The 16062-nt window shown below is 38.8% G+C and carries 12 protein-coding genes, 1 tRNA gene and 1 pseudogene; 8 read left to right on the top strand and 6 right to left on the bottom strand.

The features are described from left to right. Positions 1 to 111 precede the first annotated feature (111 nt). From yidD to H6G06_RS15930, 3 genes are all read left to right on the top strand, one after another. Entirely contained in the window at positions 112 to 618 is a 507-nt protein-coding gene (gene yidD / locus H6G06_RS15940) for a membrane protein insertion efficiency factor YidD (RefSeq protein ID WP_190561798.1), read from the top strand. A 94-nt stretch (positions 619 to 712) separates the two neighbouring features. Then, on the top strand, positions 713 to 1729 hold the full coding sequence (locus H6G06_RS15935) for a TOBE-like domain-containing protein (RefSeq protein ID WP_190561796.1): 1017 nt from the start codon (positions 713 to 715) through the stop codon (positions 1727 to 1729). A gap of 194 nt (positions 1730 to 1923) precedes the next feature. Continuing rightward, positions 1924 to 3897 carry a WD40 repeat domain-containing protein gene (locus tag H6G06_RS15930; RefSeq protein ID WP_190561794.1) on the top strand — a complete coding sequence of 658 codons (1974 nt, stop codon included), beginning with the start codon at positions 1924 to 1926 and terminating at the stop codon, positions 3895 to 3897. Positions 3898 to 4123: 226 nt separating this feature from the next. Here H6G06_RS15930 and H6G06_RS15925 read toward each other — a convergent pair. After that, positions 4124 to 4195: transfer RNA gene (locus tag H6G06_RS15925), tRNA-Gly, on the bottom strand. A 361-nt stretch (positions 4196 to 4556) separates the two neighbouring features. Here H6G06_RS15925 and H6G06_RS15920 point away from each other — a divergent pair. Together H6G06_RS15920 and H6G06_RS15915 are read left to right on the top strand one after the other, a co-directional pair. After that, a complete protein-coding gene (locus H6G06_RS15920) occupies positions 4557 to 5432 on the top strand; it encodes an Npun_R2479 family HD domain-containing metalloprotein (RefSeq protein WP_190561792.1) in 876 nt (291 codons plus the stop codon). Between the two features lie 150 nt (positions 5433 to 5582). After that, positions 5583 to 6698 carry an ABC transporter permease gene (locus tag H6G06_RS15915; RefSeq protein ID WP_190561791.1) on the top strand — a complete coding sequence of 372 codons (1116 nt, stop codon included), beginning with the start codon at positions 5583 to 5585 and terminating at the stop codon, positions 6696 to 6698. 232 nt (positions 6699 to 6930) lie between these two features. Here the strand turns inward: H6G06_RS15915 and H6G06_RS15910 are convergent, their stop codons facing one another. The 5 genes and pseudogenes from H6G06_RS15910 to H6G06_RS15890 form a co-directional block, all read right to left on the bottom strand. After that, positions 6931 to 7956 carry an ABC transporter permease gene (locus H6G06_RS15910; RefSeq protein ID WP_190561789.1) on the bottom strand — a complete coding sequence of 342 codons (1026 nt, stop codon included), beginning with the start codon at positions 7954 to 7956 and terminating at the stop codon, positions 6931 to 6933. A 215-nt stretch (positions 7957 to 8171) separates the two neighbouring features. Next, entirely contained in the window at positions 8172 to 9830 is a 1659-nt protein-coding gene (locus tag H6G06_RS15905; protein WP_242039714.1) for an ABC transporter substrate-binding protein, read from the bottom strand. 192 nt (positions 9831 to 10022) lie between these two features. After that, positions 10023 to 10322 (bottom strand): annotated as a pseudogene (locus H6G06_RS27445) (Uma2 family endonuclease); the annotation flags it as partial. Between the two features lie 34 nt (positions 10323 to 10356). Then, positions 10357 to 11691, bottom strand: coding sequence for a coiled-coil domain-containing protein (locus tag H6G06_RS15895; protein ID WP_190561787.1), 1335 nt, complete (start codon positions 11689 to 11691; stop codon positions 10357 to 10359). Between the two features lie 172 nt (positions 11692 to 11863). Beyond that, positions 11864 to 12220: a hypothetical protein gene (locus H6G06_RS15890; RefSeq protein ID WP_190561786.1), complete on the bottom strand. Its 357-nt coding sequence runs from the start codon at positions 12218 to 12220 to the stop codon at positions 11864 to 11866. 628 nt (positions 12221 to 12848) lie between these two features. Here H6G06_RS15890 and psbB point away from each other — a divergent pair. From psbB to H6G06_RS15875, 3 genes are all read left to right on the top strand, one after another. After that, entirely contained in the window at positions 12849 to 14378 is a 1530-nt protein-coding gene (gene psbB / locus H6G06_RS15885) for a photosystem II chlorophyll-binding protein CP47 (RefSeq protein ID WP_190561785.1), read from the top strand. Between the two features lie 98 nt (positions 14379 to 14476). Then, entirely contained in the window at positions 14477 to 14584 is a 108-nt protein-coding gene (locus tag H6G06_RS15880; RefSeq protein ID WP_190561783.1) for a photosystem II reaction center protein T, read from the top strand. A gap of 363 nt (positions 14585 to 14947) precedes the next feature. Then, a complete protein-coding gene (locus H6G06_RS15875; RefSeq protein ID WP_190561781.1) occupies positions 14948 to 16051 on the top strand; it encodes a 30S ribosomal protein S1 in 1104 nt (367 codons plus the stop codon). Positions 16052 to 16062: the final 11 nt, after the last annotated feature.

The raw sequence follows: 16062 nt of genomic DNA, 5'->3' as shown, positions 1-16062 counted from the left end.
TAACATTTCGACATAAAAACTGAGGTGATGAAGGGCTAATGAGGACTTATTACTAGATATTAGTCAATGGTAACTACATGAAATACTAATATCATAAACACCTGACAAAATATGCAAGTTTCTTTATTGGATTCTGTTGCTAGAAAAGTTGGTGTTTCTGCAATTACTGGATATCAGAAACACATTTCCCCCCATAAAGGCTTTCGGTGCGCTCATCGAGTGTTCTATGGTGGTGAATCTTGTTCCCAGTATATTAAACGGGTAATAGCTGAAGAAGGGTTAAAAGCTGCGTTTGTCAAGTCCCGTGTCAGATTTCAAAGCTGTAAGCAAGCAAACTTGATTCTGAGATCCCAAGCGGAGGAACTAGAACCAACAGAAACAGATGAAGATGAGCAGACAAAGCAACCTCAGCCAATTACTCCCAAATTATCTTGTCAAAATAGTTTTGATATGGTGGATTTAGGAATTAATTGTGCGGATCTCAGTTGTAATTGTCCAGAACTACTGAATATAACTCCTGATTGTGGTTCATTAGACTGTGGTGCTACTGATTGCAGTTCCCTAGATTGCAGTTCCCTGGATTGTAGCGCCCTTGATTGCGGGGGGTGTAGTTGGTAATTTTATGTCATTGTATGAATTAAAAATGTGATATAAATAAAAGCACAGTAATCCTACCCGTAAACCGTAGATTAATCGCAGAGGTATAAAACCAGTGGGCATAGTAGTTGAAAATGTGTCTAAGCAGTTTGGCAGCTTTCAAGCTGTTGATCAGGTGAGTCTAGAAATTAAAAGTGGTTCACTGGTTGCTTTACTTGGTCCATCGGGATCTGGTAAATCCACCCTACTGCGGTTAATATCGGGGTTGGAAATGCCAGATAGCGGCAAAATTTTGCTAACTGGGAAAGATTCTACATATCAAAGTGTGCAAGAACGTAATATTGGGTTTGTCTTTCAGCACTATGCCCTATTTAAGCATTTAAATGTGCGACAAAATATCGCCTTTGGCTTAGAAATTCGCAAAGCACCGAAAAAGAAAATTAAGGGGAAAGTAGAACAACTGCTAGAATTGGTGCAATTAAATGGATTAGGCGATCGCTATCCCTCTCAACTTTCTGGTGGACAAAGACAAAGAGTAGCTTTGGCTAGAGCTTTAGCCGTAGAACCTAATGTATTATTACTCGATGAACCATTTGGCGCATTAGATGCTAAAGTTCGTAAAGACTTACGCGCTTGGTTACGTCGTCTCCATGACGAAGTTCACGTTACCACTGTGTTCGTAACTCACGATCAGGAAGAAGCAATGGAAGTCTCCGATGAAATCGTGGTCATGAATAAAGGCAAGGTGGAACAGGTAGGAACACCCGCAGAAATTTATGATCATCCCGCATCGGCGTTTGTCATGAGTTTTATTGGACCAGTGAACGTTCTACCAAGTTCTTCTAAGATTTTCCAAAGCAGCGGTTTCGACTCAGCTAACCCACAAGTGTTCTTGCGTCCCCAAGATGTGATTGTGGAAAGAGTTGCTAATGGCACAACTGCACCTGCCACAGTCAATCGTGTGATTCATTTGGGCTGGGAAATTCAAGTAGAGTTAAAGTTAGATGACGGGCAAACGTTTACTGCCCATTTAACACGCGATCGCTTTGATGAATTAAAATTAGAGCCTCAAGAGCGTGTGTATGTCAAGCCTAAAGATGCAAAATCTTTCCCGCTCTATTATTCGATTTAGAACGAATTTCCCCCCAAACCCACTCTAGCAGAGAATTAATCAACCTTAAAGTTCCCCTCTTTCCAGTGCTTCAGAAGTGGGTTTACAGGCATTTCTTCTACTTTATACTAATAAAAATTGTTATGTACGGATACGTTGAGAAATTTAACAGATAAAATTGATTAAGTGTTATTTTTCTGAACTTTATAACTTATATGACATTTGAGATTGTTGATGCGGCTGTCGATTTTGTTACTCAGACTACTAATAGAATTGTTTCGGCATTTACCAGCCAAAGTTTTGTTAAAGAAAATCAAATTAATCTATCTACAACCATTCAAAAACTGAGACAAGATCAGCGGGTAGTTCAAGCTGAGATGGATTACTATAAGCGCAGAGAAGTTAGAAGAAAAGAATTTTTACAAATTCAGGAGACACCCATTGATGGAGATATAGAAGTAACATTAGCATCACAAAGAACCGAAAAATTGCTTAAATTAAAGCAGGAAGAAATAGAGGACAGAGGTAAGTTAAGCGCATTGTATCTAGATTTAAGTCGCAAGACAACAGCTAAAGAAATTGATATTAAGCAAAAAGAGATTCAAGGAATTTTTGACCAGCAGAAATGGCCTGGGATTTTAAGTCGTGATGAAGCACAGAGAATTTTTATAGATGAACAAAAGAAACCGCGCTTATTGATGTTAGTGCCACCACCAGATATTAGCGATGACTTTCCTATTTCATTTCGTGATAGTCTCAAAAAAGAAATTCGCAACCAACTAAAATTATTTTTAGAAAAATATTATCCCCTGCATGGTGATTTATGCCCAGTAGAATTCTATGGTAAATACTTTGAGCGTTCAATTTTTGATGCTGAAGTCAAACAGTTAGAAACTATTTTATCCGCTGTACCAACAGCAATCATTTATACTGACGTTACAGATCATGAAGTTTATTTCCATGTCAGATTTTGGGGTCTTCAAGAACCAGTATCTTTATCTTTTGAACCTTGGAACTGGGAAGAAGTTAAAGGACAACTTGAAGAAGTTGGCAATGATGAAACTAAGAGTTTGCGGGCGATTAGACAGACTATCGTTATTCTGCACAAGCTATTAGCAGCATTTTTGGCAGATTGGTATTACTTGAATATTGATCCAAATTATAAACCCCAGTTATTCAAATTAAGTTCAGATTTCCCTTCTGTCTGGACTAATGAAATGTTAGAAAAACTTAAGGTAATTCTCCAACAATATAGGGCTGCTTATAACCATGAATTGAAAACGTTAGCATCTATACAAAGAGAACAACCCAGAATTTGGCATTGCGTCAATACCCTGTATGGTCATTCCAATTATGTTTTTTCTATTGCTATTAATCCGCAAGGAAATACCTTTGCTAGTGCAAGTGCCGATAAAAATATTAAAATTTGGGACATCCAAACTGGAGAACTTCTTCACAGCTTAACTGGTCATTCCAACTATGTTTCCTCAGTCGCCTTTTCTGCTGATGGAAAAATAATTGCTACTGGCAGCTATGACAAAACATTTAAGCTATGGCATGGGTTGAAAAGTAAAACTTTTATTGAGCATTCTGGTTGTGTAACCTCTGTCGCTTTTAGCCCTGATGGTAATCTTTTTGCAACTTCCAGTATGGATAAAACTATCAAAATATGGAACTTAAGCACTGAACAATTAATATATACTCTCACCGGGCATAAAAATTATATTAATGCTCTGGTTTTCACCAGGGATGGAGAAAAGTTAATTAGCGGTGATGCTGACAAAACTATCAAAATATGGAATGCTAAAGAAGGCTCAGAAATTATTAGCATTATTGAGCATTCAGATGTGGTTAATACTATAGCTATTAGTCCTGATAATCAAACTTTTGCTACTGGGAGTCATGACAACACTATTAAACTTTGGTATCTATCCACAGGAGAACTTATTCACACGTTTAATGGACATACAGATACAGTAACAAGTGTAGCTTTCAGTCCTGATGGTAAAACCCTGGTAAGTGGCAGTCATGACAACACAATTAAGCTTTGGCATCTGTATACTAAAGAATTGATAAATACCCTTATGGAGCATTCATCAACTATCCATTCTGTTGCTTTTAGTGTTGACGGAAATCAGATAATTAGTGGTAGTGCTGATAATACAATCAAAATTTGGCAGCCCGATTAATAACTTCATCAAAAAGGTGACATATGAACTATCACCTTTTGGAAAACCAAGGATTGAAGAAGGAGTCAGGAGTCAGAATTAATTACGGGCGGATCTGAATCGCCCACTAATGAAAGACCACCAAATCTGTGATTTGGTGGGTGTCTTAAACTCAATTATACATCTGCCAGTCGTGCAGAATACTCAGATCAATTCTGACTCCTGTATTCTGTTTGATAAATTTGAAAGCGGGTGATGGGACTCGAACCCACGACATTCTGCATGGGAAGCAGACATTCTACCACTGAATTACACCCGCACTTAGCATTGAGTTTAATATTTACCAATTCCTATAATATCATAATATTTACAATCCTGTACACCCAGGAATGAACTTCATTCATGTACTAGAAAAAATTGAGATGGATCATGTAAACTTAATCCTATGGGAGTCAAAAGCACTAAAGTCTTTGAGTATTGTAGCTTTATCACTGATTCGATACGCTTCATAAACGTGAAAAATTTTATCTCTGTTAGAAAGCGATCGCCCCTTGTGCGGGTAATACACCGGGATTACTTGCAACAGCAACTTTACCCATAGCGCAACAGAGGAATTTACATTGACCGCAATTACAATCGGTAAACGCGATTATAAAAAATATATACCCTGAGAATCCTCTATGTTCAATACAACTGAAATTATCATTGATGCATTTGTAAATCAGCTGCGAACAGGTTATCAACGTACCTACGGTGGTTTAAAAACTGATTATCAAGACATCATAGCTTGGGCTGGTAACATGGCTTTGGAAAACATTGCCAACAGCGATGCTTTATATCACAATGTTGAACACTCTGTTCTCGTTACCCTCGTGGGACAGGAAATTTTGCGCGGTAGACACATTCGGGAAGGTAGAGTTTCCAGTGAAGACTGGTTGCACGTGATCATCTCCTTGTTGTGTCACGATATTGGCTATGTCAAAGGAGTTTGTCGCGACGACCAAGAATCAGAATGCTTATATGCTACAGGACAAAATGGCAACATGGTGTCTCTTCCTCCTGGTGCTTCTGATGCTAGTCTCACTCCCTATCATGTAGATCGAGCTAAACTATTTATTGATGAGAGATTTGGTGGACATCCTTTAATTGATTCGGAAGTGATTAAGAACAATATTGAATTAACAAGGTTTCCAGTTCCTAGCGCCGATGATCATCAAGATACCACTCACTTTGCCGGCTTAGTACGTGCTGCTGATTTGATTGGGCAATTAAGTGATCCCCGTTACTTGAAAAAAATCACAAGTTTATTTTACGAATTTGAAGAAACCGGAATCAATAAAGCTCTAGGCTATAAAAACCCTGGAGATTTACGCAAGAACTACGCTAAATTTTACTGGAATGGTGTTTATCCTTATATCAAAGAAGGATTACGTTATTTATCTCTCACTCAACAAGGAAAACAAGTTTTAGCTAATCTTTATTCTAATGTGTTTGTTGTTGAGCATGAAAAACAAAATGAGGAATTACGGTATTTAGCTGAACAGTTAAATGCTTAGATAGTTAGCGTTGACAAAATTTTGGATTTTCAATTTTAGATTTTGGATTGAAAATTCAAAATTTTCGTAAAATTTTCAAACTTTCACTTTCCCGATTTATTCATCCAATAAATCTAAAATCTAAAATTGTTTGATTTGTGAATAAAAATTATGAATTGGTGGCAGAGACTGAAGAAAAATCCTTTGGCTAGATTTGGTGCAACTGTGTTGTTAATATTTTATTTAGCAGTAATTGGGGCTGACTTTATAGCACCTTACAACCCTTATGATTCACAGCTAAATGGTTCACTACTGCCACCAACACGCATTTATTGGGTTTCTCCAGCGGGTAAATTTATAGGACCCCATATTTATCCGACAATTCAAGGAGACACAAGCCTAGAAACAGGGGAAAGGAAATTAATTGCAGACTTCAAAAAGCCTTCACCTTTGGGTTTATTTGTTTCCGGTCCAGAATATCGATTATTTCAACTGAGTTTACCCCTACCTCCTAAATGGGATGAAGTCACCATTATTCCTGGTATTCCTCTAAATCTGCATTTATTCGGCGCAACTGGTGAAGCAAAATGGAATATTCTAGGGACTGATGAACAAGGACGAGATCAATTTAGCCGTCTGCTTTATGGTGGTCGCATCAGTTTATTTATCGGTATTTTTGGCATCATCATTACCTATCCCCTGGGGTTAATAATAGGTGGTATTTCCGGCTATTTCGGGGGTGTGGTTGATAGTGTGATTATGCGTTTAGCAGAAGTGTTAATGACTTTTCCTAGCATTTATTTGTTAGCAGCATTATCAGGAGTTCTAAGCCCCCAATTAACCAGTACACAACGCTTTTTCTTAATTGTTGTGATTACTTCTGTAATTAGTTGGGCAGGTTTAGCCAGAGTTATTCGCGGTCAAGTTCTATCAATTAAAGAGCGGGAATTTGTACAAGCATCATTGGCCATGGGTGGTAAACCAATTTATATTATTCTCCGTCATGTTCTACCCCAAACTGCTAGTTATGTAATTATTTCTGCTACTTTGACAATTCCTAGTTTTATTAGTGCAGAAGCAGTTTTGAGTCTGATTGGTTTAGGTATTCAACAACCTGATCCTTCTTGGGGAAATATGCTTTCTTTAGCTAGTAATGCGTCAATTTTAGTATTACAACCTTGGCTGATTTTACCCCCAGCAATATTAATTATTTTCACAGTTTTAGCGTTTAATTTACTCGGTGATGGGTTACGTGATGCCCTTGATCCCCGCAGTTTACAGAAGTAAGATTAAAATGTCTGAATCAGGATTTGCAGGATTGAAGGATTAACAGGATGAAAAATTTTCACATAAAATTGGTATTAGAGGCAAAATGATCTCAGCATCAGAAATTATGGTTTACACCACGCTAACAGGATTAAAGATTGGAAAAATTAATTGATCATGATCAATACAAATCCTGTAAATCCTCAAATCCTGTAAATCCTGATTCAGACAAATACGAAATCATATTTTTCCTCTAATACCTAATTCTCGGGTCTACATAAGCATTGAGAATATCAATCAAAATACTCGCACTCACAACAATAGCCCCAAAAAATACTAATACCCCCTGCACTGTCGGATAATCCCGATCAGAAATAGCTTGATATAATCTATTTGCTAACCCAGGCCAGGAAAACGTCACTTCTGTTAAAATTGCCCCTCCTAACAGTGAAGCAAATGTTAAACCTAACACGGTAATTACAGGAATTAAGGCATTCTTTAAAGCATGAGAAACTAAAATCTTATTTTCGGAAATTCCTCGCGCCCTAGCTGCTTCTACATAATCAGCTTTTAATGTTTGTTTTAAATTCACTCGCACAATACGCTCAAAAATTCCACTCAACAAAATTCCCAAAGTCAGACTAGGTAAAGCCAAATGATGTAAAGCTGTGAGAAATTGACCGAAATTACCACTTAATAAACTATCAATTGTATATAACCCAGTCATAGATGCAGGTGCGGGAAGATTAGGGGGAAAACGGTTAGAATTAGGAAACCAACCGAGTTGAACTGAGAAAATTAATTGTAATAACATTCCCGCCCAAAACATGGGGAGTGCATAAGTAATAATTCCAAATAAACGCCCACCTACATCAAAATAAGTTCCTGGACGAGAAGCAGAAAAAGTACCAACTAAAATCCCGACAATTAAAGCTACCAGCATACTACAAACGGCTAACTCTACTGTAGCTGGGAAATATTGACCAATTATTTCTCCAACATTTTGACCACGACTGGTTAGGGAAGTTCCCAAATCAAAACGTAAAATATGTCCTAAATAATTGAGATATTGTAACCAAATAGGTAAATCTAAACCTAGTTGTTTTCTTAACTCTTCTTTCGCACTTTCTGGCGCACGTCCACCTAGAATTGCATCCGCTGGATCTCCTGGTGTTGCTCTCAATAAAAGAAAAACTATGGTGATGATAGTTAATAGTTGCAGTGGTGCAAAAAGCAACCGGGAAACAATGTAATACTGTAAAGCTTTTGAACGAGACATATTTTTATTAATTCAAAGTTCAACATTTAACTCATTCCTTGTGTCTGGCAAGGAATGCAGCCTTGAGGCTCTGCCTCATAAATTTAACCTCGTTTTTTGACTCTGACAAGGAATGTAGTCTTAAGGCTCTGCTTGATAAATTAGCATGAGGCAGAGCCTCTCAATGGCATTCCCAGCCAGAGTCTGGGAACGAGATTAAACCTCACCTCTAAAGATTATTTTTTGATGCTTTTGTAAATCAAGTTTTGGGTAGGATCAAGTTTGACATCAGTTACACCTTTTTGGGCAAATACATAATCTTTGTTTTGCCATAAAGGAACGTAAGGAACATCATTCAAAACTTGATTTTGAATGTCAGTAAATATTTTCTTTCTGGCTTCTGGGTTTTGTTCTTTACGTTGTTGAGCAATGAGTTTATTCATTGCTTCACTATAGTAAAAAGACCCTTGAATTTGACTTCCTCCATCTTCACAGCCTTTAGCCTCTGAACCTTTCGGACAATCTAAAAATGGCTGGACATAATTATCTGGATCTAAAAAGTCTGGATACCAATCTAGTAAAGCTACTGGATATAAACCATTGGAAATTTGTTTAAAAAAGGTAGCACCTTCTACGGTTTTAACTTCTAGTTGTAATATCCCATCCATTTTAGTATCAGCCAAAGATTTGAGTGTTTGTGCTGCTAAACTCCGGGTAGGTGAACTAGCGGGATACCAAACTTGTACTTTAGCGGGATTTGCTTGAGAAAAACCAGCAGTAGTTAACAATTTTTTGGCTTCTTCAAATTTACCATCACCATATTTATCTTTAAATAATGGTTGGGAAACATTAAAGGTAGTGGGAATCATGCTGTAAAGCGGATCAGCTTGACCTAATAAAACACGATCATTTAGTAATGGACGATCAATGAGTAATGCCATCGCTTTTCTAACTTCTGGTTTATCCAAAGGTTTCTGATTGCGATTCAACACCATATAACTAACTACACTACCTTGGGCGCTAATTGCTTGCCAATCTCCTTTTTTAGCACCTGCTTCTAAACTGCGAATTTGGTCTGGTTGTAAAGATAAATAAGCCACATCTACCGCCCCAGTTTTAAAAGCATTAAATAAATTAACTGGACTGGTTTGAATTTGCACATTAATACCTTTATTGGCTGGTTTTTCTCCCCAATATTTATCAAATACATCAAATCGTAGAGAATCTGTACCGTAATTAGCCAATTTATAAGGACCAGTGCCAACAAAGATATTGGGTTTAAATTTACCTGCACCCATTTCATAAGCTTTGGGGGAAACTGGACACACCCCAGGAAACGCCAACAAGGAGGGAAACGCCGCAAAAGGCTTTTTCAACTTAATTGTTAACTCATAGTCCCCTGTGGCTTTTACAGAGTCTATGGTATCGCCTAATAAGAAGGAGGGTTTACCCTTATTTTCTATAAAGCGTTGGATGCTAAATTCCATTGCTTTGGCGTTGAAGGGAGTGTCATCGTGAAAAACCACTCCTTGACGCAAAGGGATGGTATAGGTTAGACCATCTGCACTAACTTTAGGTAATGCTGTGGCCAGTTGGGGTTTTATTTCTGTGTTACCTGGTTCATAGGTGTACAAGCGATCGCTCATATTAAATACTAAACCCAAGGATGCCAACTCATACGCATCAGCCGGATCAAGGGTTCTTGGCTTTGATGTTGTACCGATAGTAATCCGTCCATCACCAGCAGGAGTATTGACTGCACCAGAATTAGGTGTAGTCGGCTGTGGACTAGGGGTGCAACTAACAGCCAACAATAAACAGATAGAGAATAAAGATAGGAATTTTGCAATTCTACCCCACCGTCTCATAGACCGAGAAACCCAAGTTATGACCATTAATTTTTTTAAATCAGCAGTTAATTATTCTAGGATATATATTTACTTAATTACATCTAGTCAAATTATCTTCACAAGAATAGCATCTCATCCCTGTAAAACTTGAGCAGCAGTCAACCTGAGATCAGGAAATAGGGGAGAAACAAATAACGGTGGTGGCATATCCATCAATACCAGTGATCGAGTAGCCTATGTCATTGCGATCGCTAACTCTTCAGAAAATACTACCAGATCAGGTACACGCACACCCACACTTCTGCTATTCACAGCCACCTAAGCCTTCATCCGCAATCTAGAGGAAGGAATTCCACAGCTTAAAAAATAAGCAACCAAAAACATTGCTATCCTTTGATTTATATCACTTTCTGAAGGCATGGAAATTAATTCTCCATTTTCCAATTCATATAAACTATCCGTACCATCGTCATAGTTGAGAAATTCCTCAAAAGTCATCTTGTTAGCAATTAAATTACCTGCACCTAAAAACTCCATAATCAGATTCTCACCCTTCGCTATATCCTGAAGCTCATTTACTTCGTCTTCTTCTGTAATATCCGCTTACAGGGGTTCCATCCTTCCGATAATAAGGTTTGACATATTCATAATCACTTTGATTAGCAATTTTTTGATATTCTTCTACTGAGATCTTTCTTTCTGTCGCTATTGGGTTATTAGTTTTTTGAGGCTGTTGTGAAGAACTATAGGTATAAGTTGATCTTTTAGCTTGATCAAGTTGTTTCTTTAGGTTAGCTATTTCATCATTTTGTTGTTGATAGCGTTGATATAAATTTCGATATTGTTGTTCTATGTCAGATTTTTGATTTTTTAGAAGAGATTTTTCTGTTTGTAATTCTTCAATTTCAGATATTTTTATTTGTGTGTAGGCAGATATATTCCTAAGCTTATTCTGTAGTTCTGATTTTTCCTGACTCAATTTAGATAACTGACTCTGTAGATTATTGATGCAATTTTGGTTTTCTTGATCAATCTCGGTTACATCTTGAATATTTATTTTCAATTTAGAGATTGTATTTTGTAGATTATTTATCTGAATCTGTTTATCTTGAATTGTTTTTGTCAGATTTTGAATATTTTCTTGTAAAGCAACTATATCTACATCACGGTTAGATATTTCTCTATGCAAATCGGAAATATTTTTTGAAAGATTAGAAATTTCATTAATACGCCTTTCGAGATCATTTTTATCATATTGATTAACTTTGAGTAAATTGTTAAACTCTTTAGACAAAAGAGTTATACGGGAGCGCAACTCCTGAATAATCGACTGGTAATTGCTATCAGTTGTCGAGTCATTATAACCTAAGACTAGCTTCGTTGATATCACCCTCATTAGTTCATCAATTCTATAAGCAAGGCGAAGGCGATAAGGGCTAATTTGATTAGTATTTTTTGCTATTTCCGCAGCTAACTTATTGATAACTTCTGAAAGAACAATCTGTGAAGCTTTCCTACTTCTTGCGAAGAAAACCAAGTTAGTTAAAATTTTCTGAAGTTGTTCATAGTCTTTTTCCGCTTGACTAGCCAAAAAAATGCGAACGGAATTCTGTAATTCCGCTAGTGCTTGATAGCTACGAGGTCTCCGAGGCTCTAATTCTTGTAAAATTTCACTCCTTTTATACTCTAAAGCCTCAAGTGTCCTTGCAATTTTTTCATGATTTGCACAAGGATCTGCACCAAGACGCTCTAATATTCCCTCATATAACCATGCTTGAGATTCTAAGTTATTTAGCTTTTTAACTTGCTGTTTATTATTTAATTGGGAAATTATATCTGTTCTTTGTAGCTGTTGTTGTAGACTATTAACCTTTGCTGAAATTTTACCCTTAAAACAAGCAAGCATTAGCTCTAGAGCCTGACTAAACGGAAAAGAGTAGTCAGCTAACCAACCAAAGAGAAACCAGAAGAATAAGGAGCATAGCAAAAAAGTAGCTACTTTAATGTAGTTGAGAAGCCTTTGAAAAAAATTACTGTTTGATTCTAAATCTGAGTTATTAAGATCAAAAAAAAGTTGGTTAACGAAAAAATTGCTGACCTATTTGCTGCCCAATTACTGTACCTGAGTTGTCAGTAACGTTGACATTCACACCTGATTCAGTGTTTTGTGAAACAGAACTATTTTGTATCTGCCGATACTGATTTACCAGCCTTTCCAGGTCTTCATGGAATTTCTTATCCCACTCAGCTTCACTTAATATAGTAGCTTCCAAAAGCTTTGGATCAGACTCTTTAATTTTAAGTTTGTCTTGAAATCTTTTTGTCAAAAATTCTAAAACATCTCCTCCCGCCTTCTCCAACGCTCCACCAGAAGCCTTATCAAGCGCCCAAAGCGTAATATTTACTGCTTGTAAAGCTAGTACAGATAATTCCATAGTGATAATGTTTCTATTTATTCCAAGTCTTTGTGAATTTATAACACATACGCATTCCAATCGTTGTGACAATACCATACTATCCATAAAGTAGGCAAATAGAGGATTTTCAATCTACTTTTATATGAATGCAATAGTAATTAATTATACATAAAATATGTTTAAAATAAAACTAGTATTTTACAACGAGTGATCGCCTATTAAAACCCCTATCTGATTTTATGCCGGACATTATGCAATTAAACAAAGTTCAGCATTTCAGATTCATCAGATGATAAGTAGCAGCATTTTAGGGATTGGTAGCGATATTTGAGCCACAAGTTAAATAATCGTATCTATTCAGACGCTTGCAAAGCGTTCCATCAATAGTTACACTTTTTAAAATATTCTCATTTTTGCTTGGCGATCGCATCGCCGCTCAAACAGCACCTTCCCAAAAGTTCACAACTCAAGGGAATAAAGCTATTTCAGCGGATAAGCATCGCTAAACCACAGGCTCATCTGTGGTAAAACTCAAGATTGGCAATAACAAAAACTCAGAGAGTTTTCTGAGAGGTGGCTTACCTCCCTCAGAACCTCAGTTAGAAAATTGCTTTGTAAACTAACTCATCTAGGAGGATTGTAGTCGATGGGACTACCCTGGTACCGAGTACATACAGTTGTTCTGAACGATCCAGGTCGGCTGATTTCTGTACACTTAATGCACACAGCCCTAGTTGCTGGCTGGGCTGGTTCAATGGCACTATACGAACTAGCTGTATACGACCCCAGTGATCCAGTTCTCAACCCCATGTGGAGACAAGGGATGTTCGTACTTCCCTTCATGTCACGTTTAGGCGTAACTGAATCCTGGGGCGGTTGGAGTGTTACTGGTGGCACAGCCGTAGATCCTGGCTTCTGGTCATTTGAAGGCGTTGCTGCTGCTCACATTGTTCTTTCCGGTTTGTTATTCCTAGCAGCCGTTTGGCACTGGGTTTACTGGGATTTGGAACTGTTCAGAGATCCCCGTACCGGCGAACCTGCCTTAGACTTGCCAAAAATGTTTGGCATCCACTTGTTCTTATCTGGTTTACTTTGCTTCGGCTTCGGTGCTTTCCACCTCACCGGACTATTTGGTCCTGGGATGTGGGTTTCCGATGCCTTTGGTGTCACTGGCAGCATTCAACCAGTAGCACCAGAATGGGGACCAGCCGGGTTTAACCCCTTTAACCCCGGTGGTATTGTGGCTCACCACATTGCAGCTGGTGTAGTTGGTATTATCGCGGGTTTATTCCACCTCACAGTTAGACCCCCCGAAAGGCTCTACAAAGCCCTACGGATGGGTAATATTGAAACCGTACTTTCCAGTAGTATTGCGGCAGTGTTCTTCGCTGCTTTCGTAGTCGCTGGTACTATGTGGTACGGTAACGCTGCCACCCCCATCGAACTGTTTGGACCTACCCGCTACCAGTGGGATCAAGGCTACTTCCGTCAAGAAATTGATCGCCGCGTGCAAACCAGTGTTGCTCAAGGTGCAAGTCTGACTGAAGCTTGGGCGCAAATTCCCGAAAAACTGGCTTTTTATGACTACGTAGGCAATAGCCCCGCTAAAGGTGGTCTATTCCGTACAGGTCCAATGGTTAAGGGTGATGGTATTGCTCAATCTTGGCAAGGCCACGCAGTCTTCACCGATGCAGAAGGACGTGAGTTAACTGTACGTCGTCTGCCTAACTTCTTTGAAACCTTTCCAGTGATTTTGACCGATAAAGATGGAGTTGTCCGCGCTGACATTCCTTTCCGTCGGGCTGAATCTAAGTACAGCTTTGAGCAAACAGGCGTTACTGTTAGCTTCTACGGCGGTGATCTCAACGGCAAGACCTTTACAGATCCTGCTGATGTGAAGAAATACGCTCGTAAAGCTCAAGGTGGAGAAATCTTTGAATTTGACCGGGAAACCTTGAACTCTGATGGTGTATTCCGTACATCTCCCAGAGGTTGGTTTACCTTTGGTCACGCTGTATTTGCTTTGCTGTTCTTCTTCGGACACCTCTGGCATGGTTCTCGGACAATCTACCGAGATGTATTTGCTGGTGTGGAAGCTGATCTAGAAGAACAAGTAGAGTGGGGTCTGTTCCAGAAAGTGGGTGACAAGACCACTCGTACACGTAAGGAAGCTTAAACTAGGATAAAGTATGAAGTATGAAGTAATCAAACTTCATACTTTTTCCCAGGCTTGGTAAACTAAGATTACTGGCTGGATAGGCAGGAACTCCTAATATGGAAAGCGTTGCATACATTTTAATTTTGACCTTGGCAATAGGTGTTCTCTTCTTTGCGATCGCATTTCGCGAACCTCCCCGCTTTGAGAGAAAAGAGAAAGAATAAGCAGTTAAATCCTAAAAACTGGCATTTTTTCTCAATATTCCCCACCTAGCAATTTTTCAAGTCAGATTCTGATCACCAGACTTGTAAAAAACCTCAAAATTCTATCCGTTGCCGCCTATTTAGGTAGCAACGGATAATATTGTGAGTCTTGTTTGCTAAAATTATGAGGCTGCAAATGCCCACAAGTGAAAAATTTTTCAGTATGTGATATAATATCCTATCTGGAAGATAATATGTGTGAACCTAGCTCTTCTGCGCTAGGATTGACAAAGATGTAAGTGTAGACTTATTTAAAAGCCACCGCATATACATCGTTAATTGTGACAAAAACTTGACGGAGACTAAAACCAGGAACAAATCAGCATGGTCAATCAGAATTTAACCGCTACAGAAATTGGATTTACTCACGAAGATTTCGCTGCTCTACTTGACAAGTATGATTATCACTTTAGCCCTGGAGATATCGTGCCAGGAACCGTCTTCAGTATAGAGCCGCGCGGCGCTCTGATTGACATAGGTGCTAAAACGGCAGCATACATACCTATACAGGAAATGTCTATTAACCGGGTCGATGCCCCGGAAGAAGTCTTACAATCAAACGAAACACGGGAATTTTTCATCCTCACTGACGAAAACGAAGATGGTCAGTTAACCCTGTCCATTCGTCGTATTGAATACATGAGGGCATGGGAAAGAGTACGGCAACTACAGGCAGAAGATGCTACTGTCCGTTCTGGCGTGTTTGCTACTAATCGTGGTGGAGCATTGGTAAGAATTGAAGGACTACGGGGATTTATACCCGGTTCTCACATTAGTACCCGTAAACCCAAAGAAGAATTAGTAGGGGAAGAACTACCCTTAAAATTCCTAGAAGTAGACGAAGAGCGTAACCGCTTAGTTCTATCTCATCGTCGGGCGCTAGTTGAGCGCAAGATGAACCGCTTGGAAGTGGGCGAAGTCGTAATTGGTACTGTTCGCGGTATTAAACCCTACGGTGCATTCATTGACATCGGCGGTGTTAGCGGACTACTCCACATTTCTGAGATTTCCCACGAGCATATTGATACACCTCACAGCGTGTTCAATGTCAATGATGAAGTGAAAGTAATGATCATTGACTTGGATGCAGAAAGAGGCCGGATTTCTCTGTCTACCAAGCAGTTGGAACCCGAACCCGGTGACATGATTAAGAACCGCGATTTGGTCTATGATAAGGCCGAAGAAATGGCAGCTAAGTATAGGGAACAAATGTTAGCTAAACAGCAAGGTATCACCGCTGCACCTGTAGAGGCTGCACCTGTGGAAGCTGTAGAAGCTGTAGAAACTGCACCAGTGGAAACTGCACCTGTAGAAGCTGTGGAAACTGTAGAAGCTGCACCTGTAGAAGCTGTGGAAACTTTAGCTGAAGCAGAAATTCCATCAGCAACTGAAACTGAAGAACAAATTCCAGCAGCTATTGAAGAGTAATATACCCGTAG

The sequence above is a fragment of the Anabaena sphaerica FACHB-251 genome, assembly GCF_014696825.1.
In the GTDB taxonomy this organism is placed as follows: domain Bacteria; phylum Cyanobacteriota; class Cyanobacteriia; order Cyanobacteriales; family Nostocaceae; genus RDYJ01.
Note: the sequence above shows the minus strand (reverse complement) of the source record. Positions and strands in the feature narration are given on the sequence as shown.

Excerpts from the sequence above, each read along its gene's own strand:
- yidD (WP_190561798.1), top strand. The coding sequence starts at position 112 with ATGCAAGTTTCTTTATTGGATTCTGTTGCTAGAAAAGTTGGTGTTTCT.
- H6G06_RS15930 (WP_190561794.1), top strand. The coding sequence starts at position 1,924 with ATGACATTTGAGATTGTTGATGCGGCTGTCGATTTTGTTACTCAGACT.
- H6G06_RS15920 (WP_190561792.1), top strand. The coding sequence starts at position 4,557 with ATGTTCAATACAACTGAAATTATCATTGATGCATTTGTAAATCAGCTG.
- H6G06_RS15915 (WP_190561791.1), top strand. The coding sequence starts at position 5,583 with ATGAATTGGTGGCAGAGACTGAAGAAAAATCCTTTGGCTAGATTTGGT.
- H6G06_RS15910 (WP_190561789.1), bottom strand. The coding sequence starts at position 7,956 with ATGTCTCGTTCAAAAGCTTTACAGTATTACATTGTTTCCCGGTTGCTT.
- H6G06_RS15905 (WP_242039714.1), bottom strand. The coding sequence starts at position 9,830 with ATGGTCATAACTTGGGTTTCTCGGTCTATGAGACGGTGGGGTAGAATT.
- H6G06_RS15895 (WP_190561787.1), bottom strand. The coding sequence starts at position 11,691 with ATGCTTGCTTGTTTTAAGGGTAAAATTTCAGCAAAGGTTAATAGTCTA.
- H6G06_RS15890 (WP_190561786.1), bottom strand. The coding sequence starts at position 12,220 with ATGGAATTATCTGTACTAGCTTTACAAGCAGTAAATATTACGCTTTGG.
- psbB (WP_190561785.1), top strand. The coding sequence starts at position 12,849 with ATGGGACTACCCTGGTACCGAGTACATACAGTTGTTCTGAACGATCCA.
- H6G06_RS15880 (WP_190561783.1), top strand. The coding sequence starts at position 14,477 with ATGGAAAGCGTTGCATACATTTTAATTTTGACCTTGGCAATAGGTGTT.
- H6G06_RS15875 (WP_190561781.1), top strand. The coding sequence starts at position 14,948 with ATGGTCAATCAGAATTTAACCGCTACAGAAATTGGATTTACTCACGAA.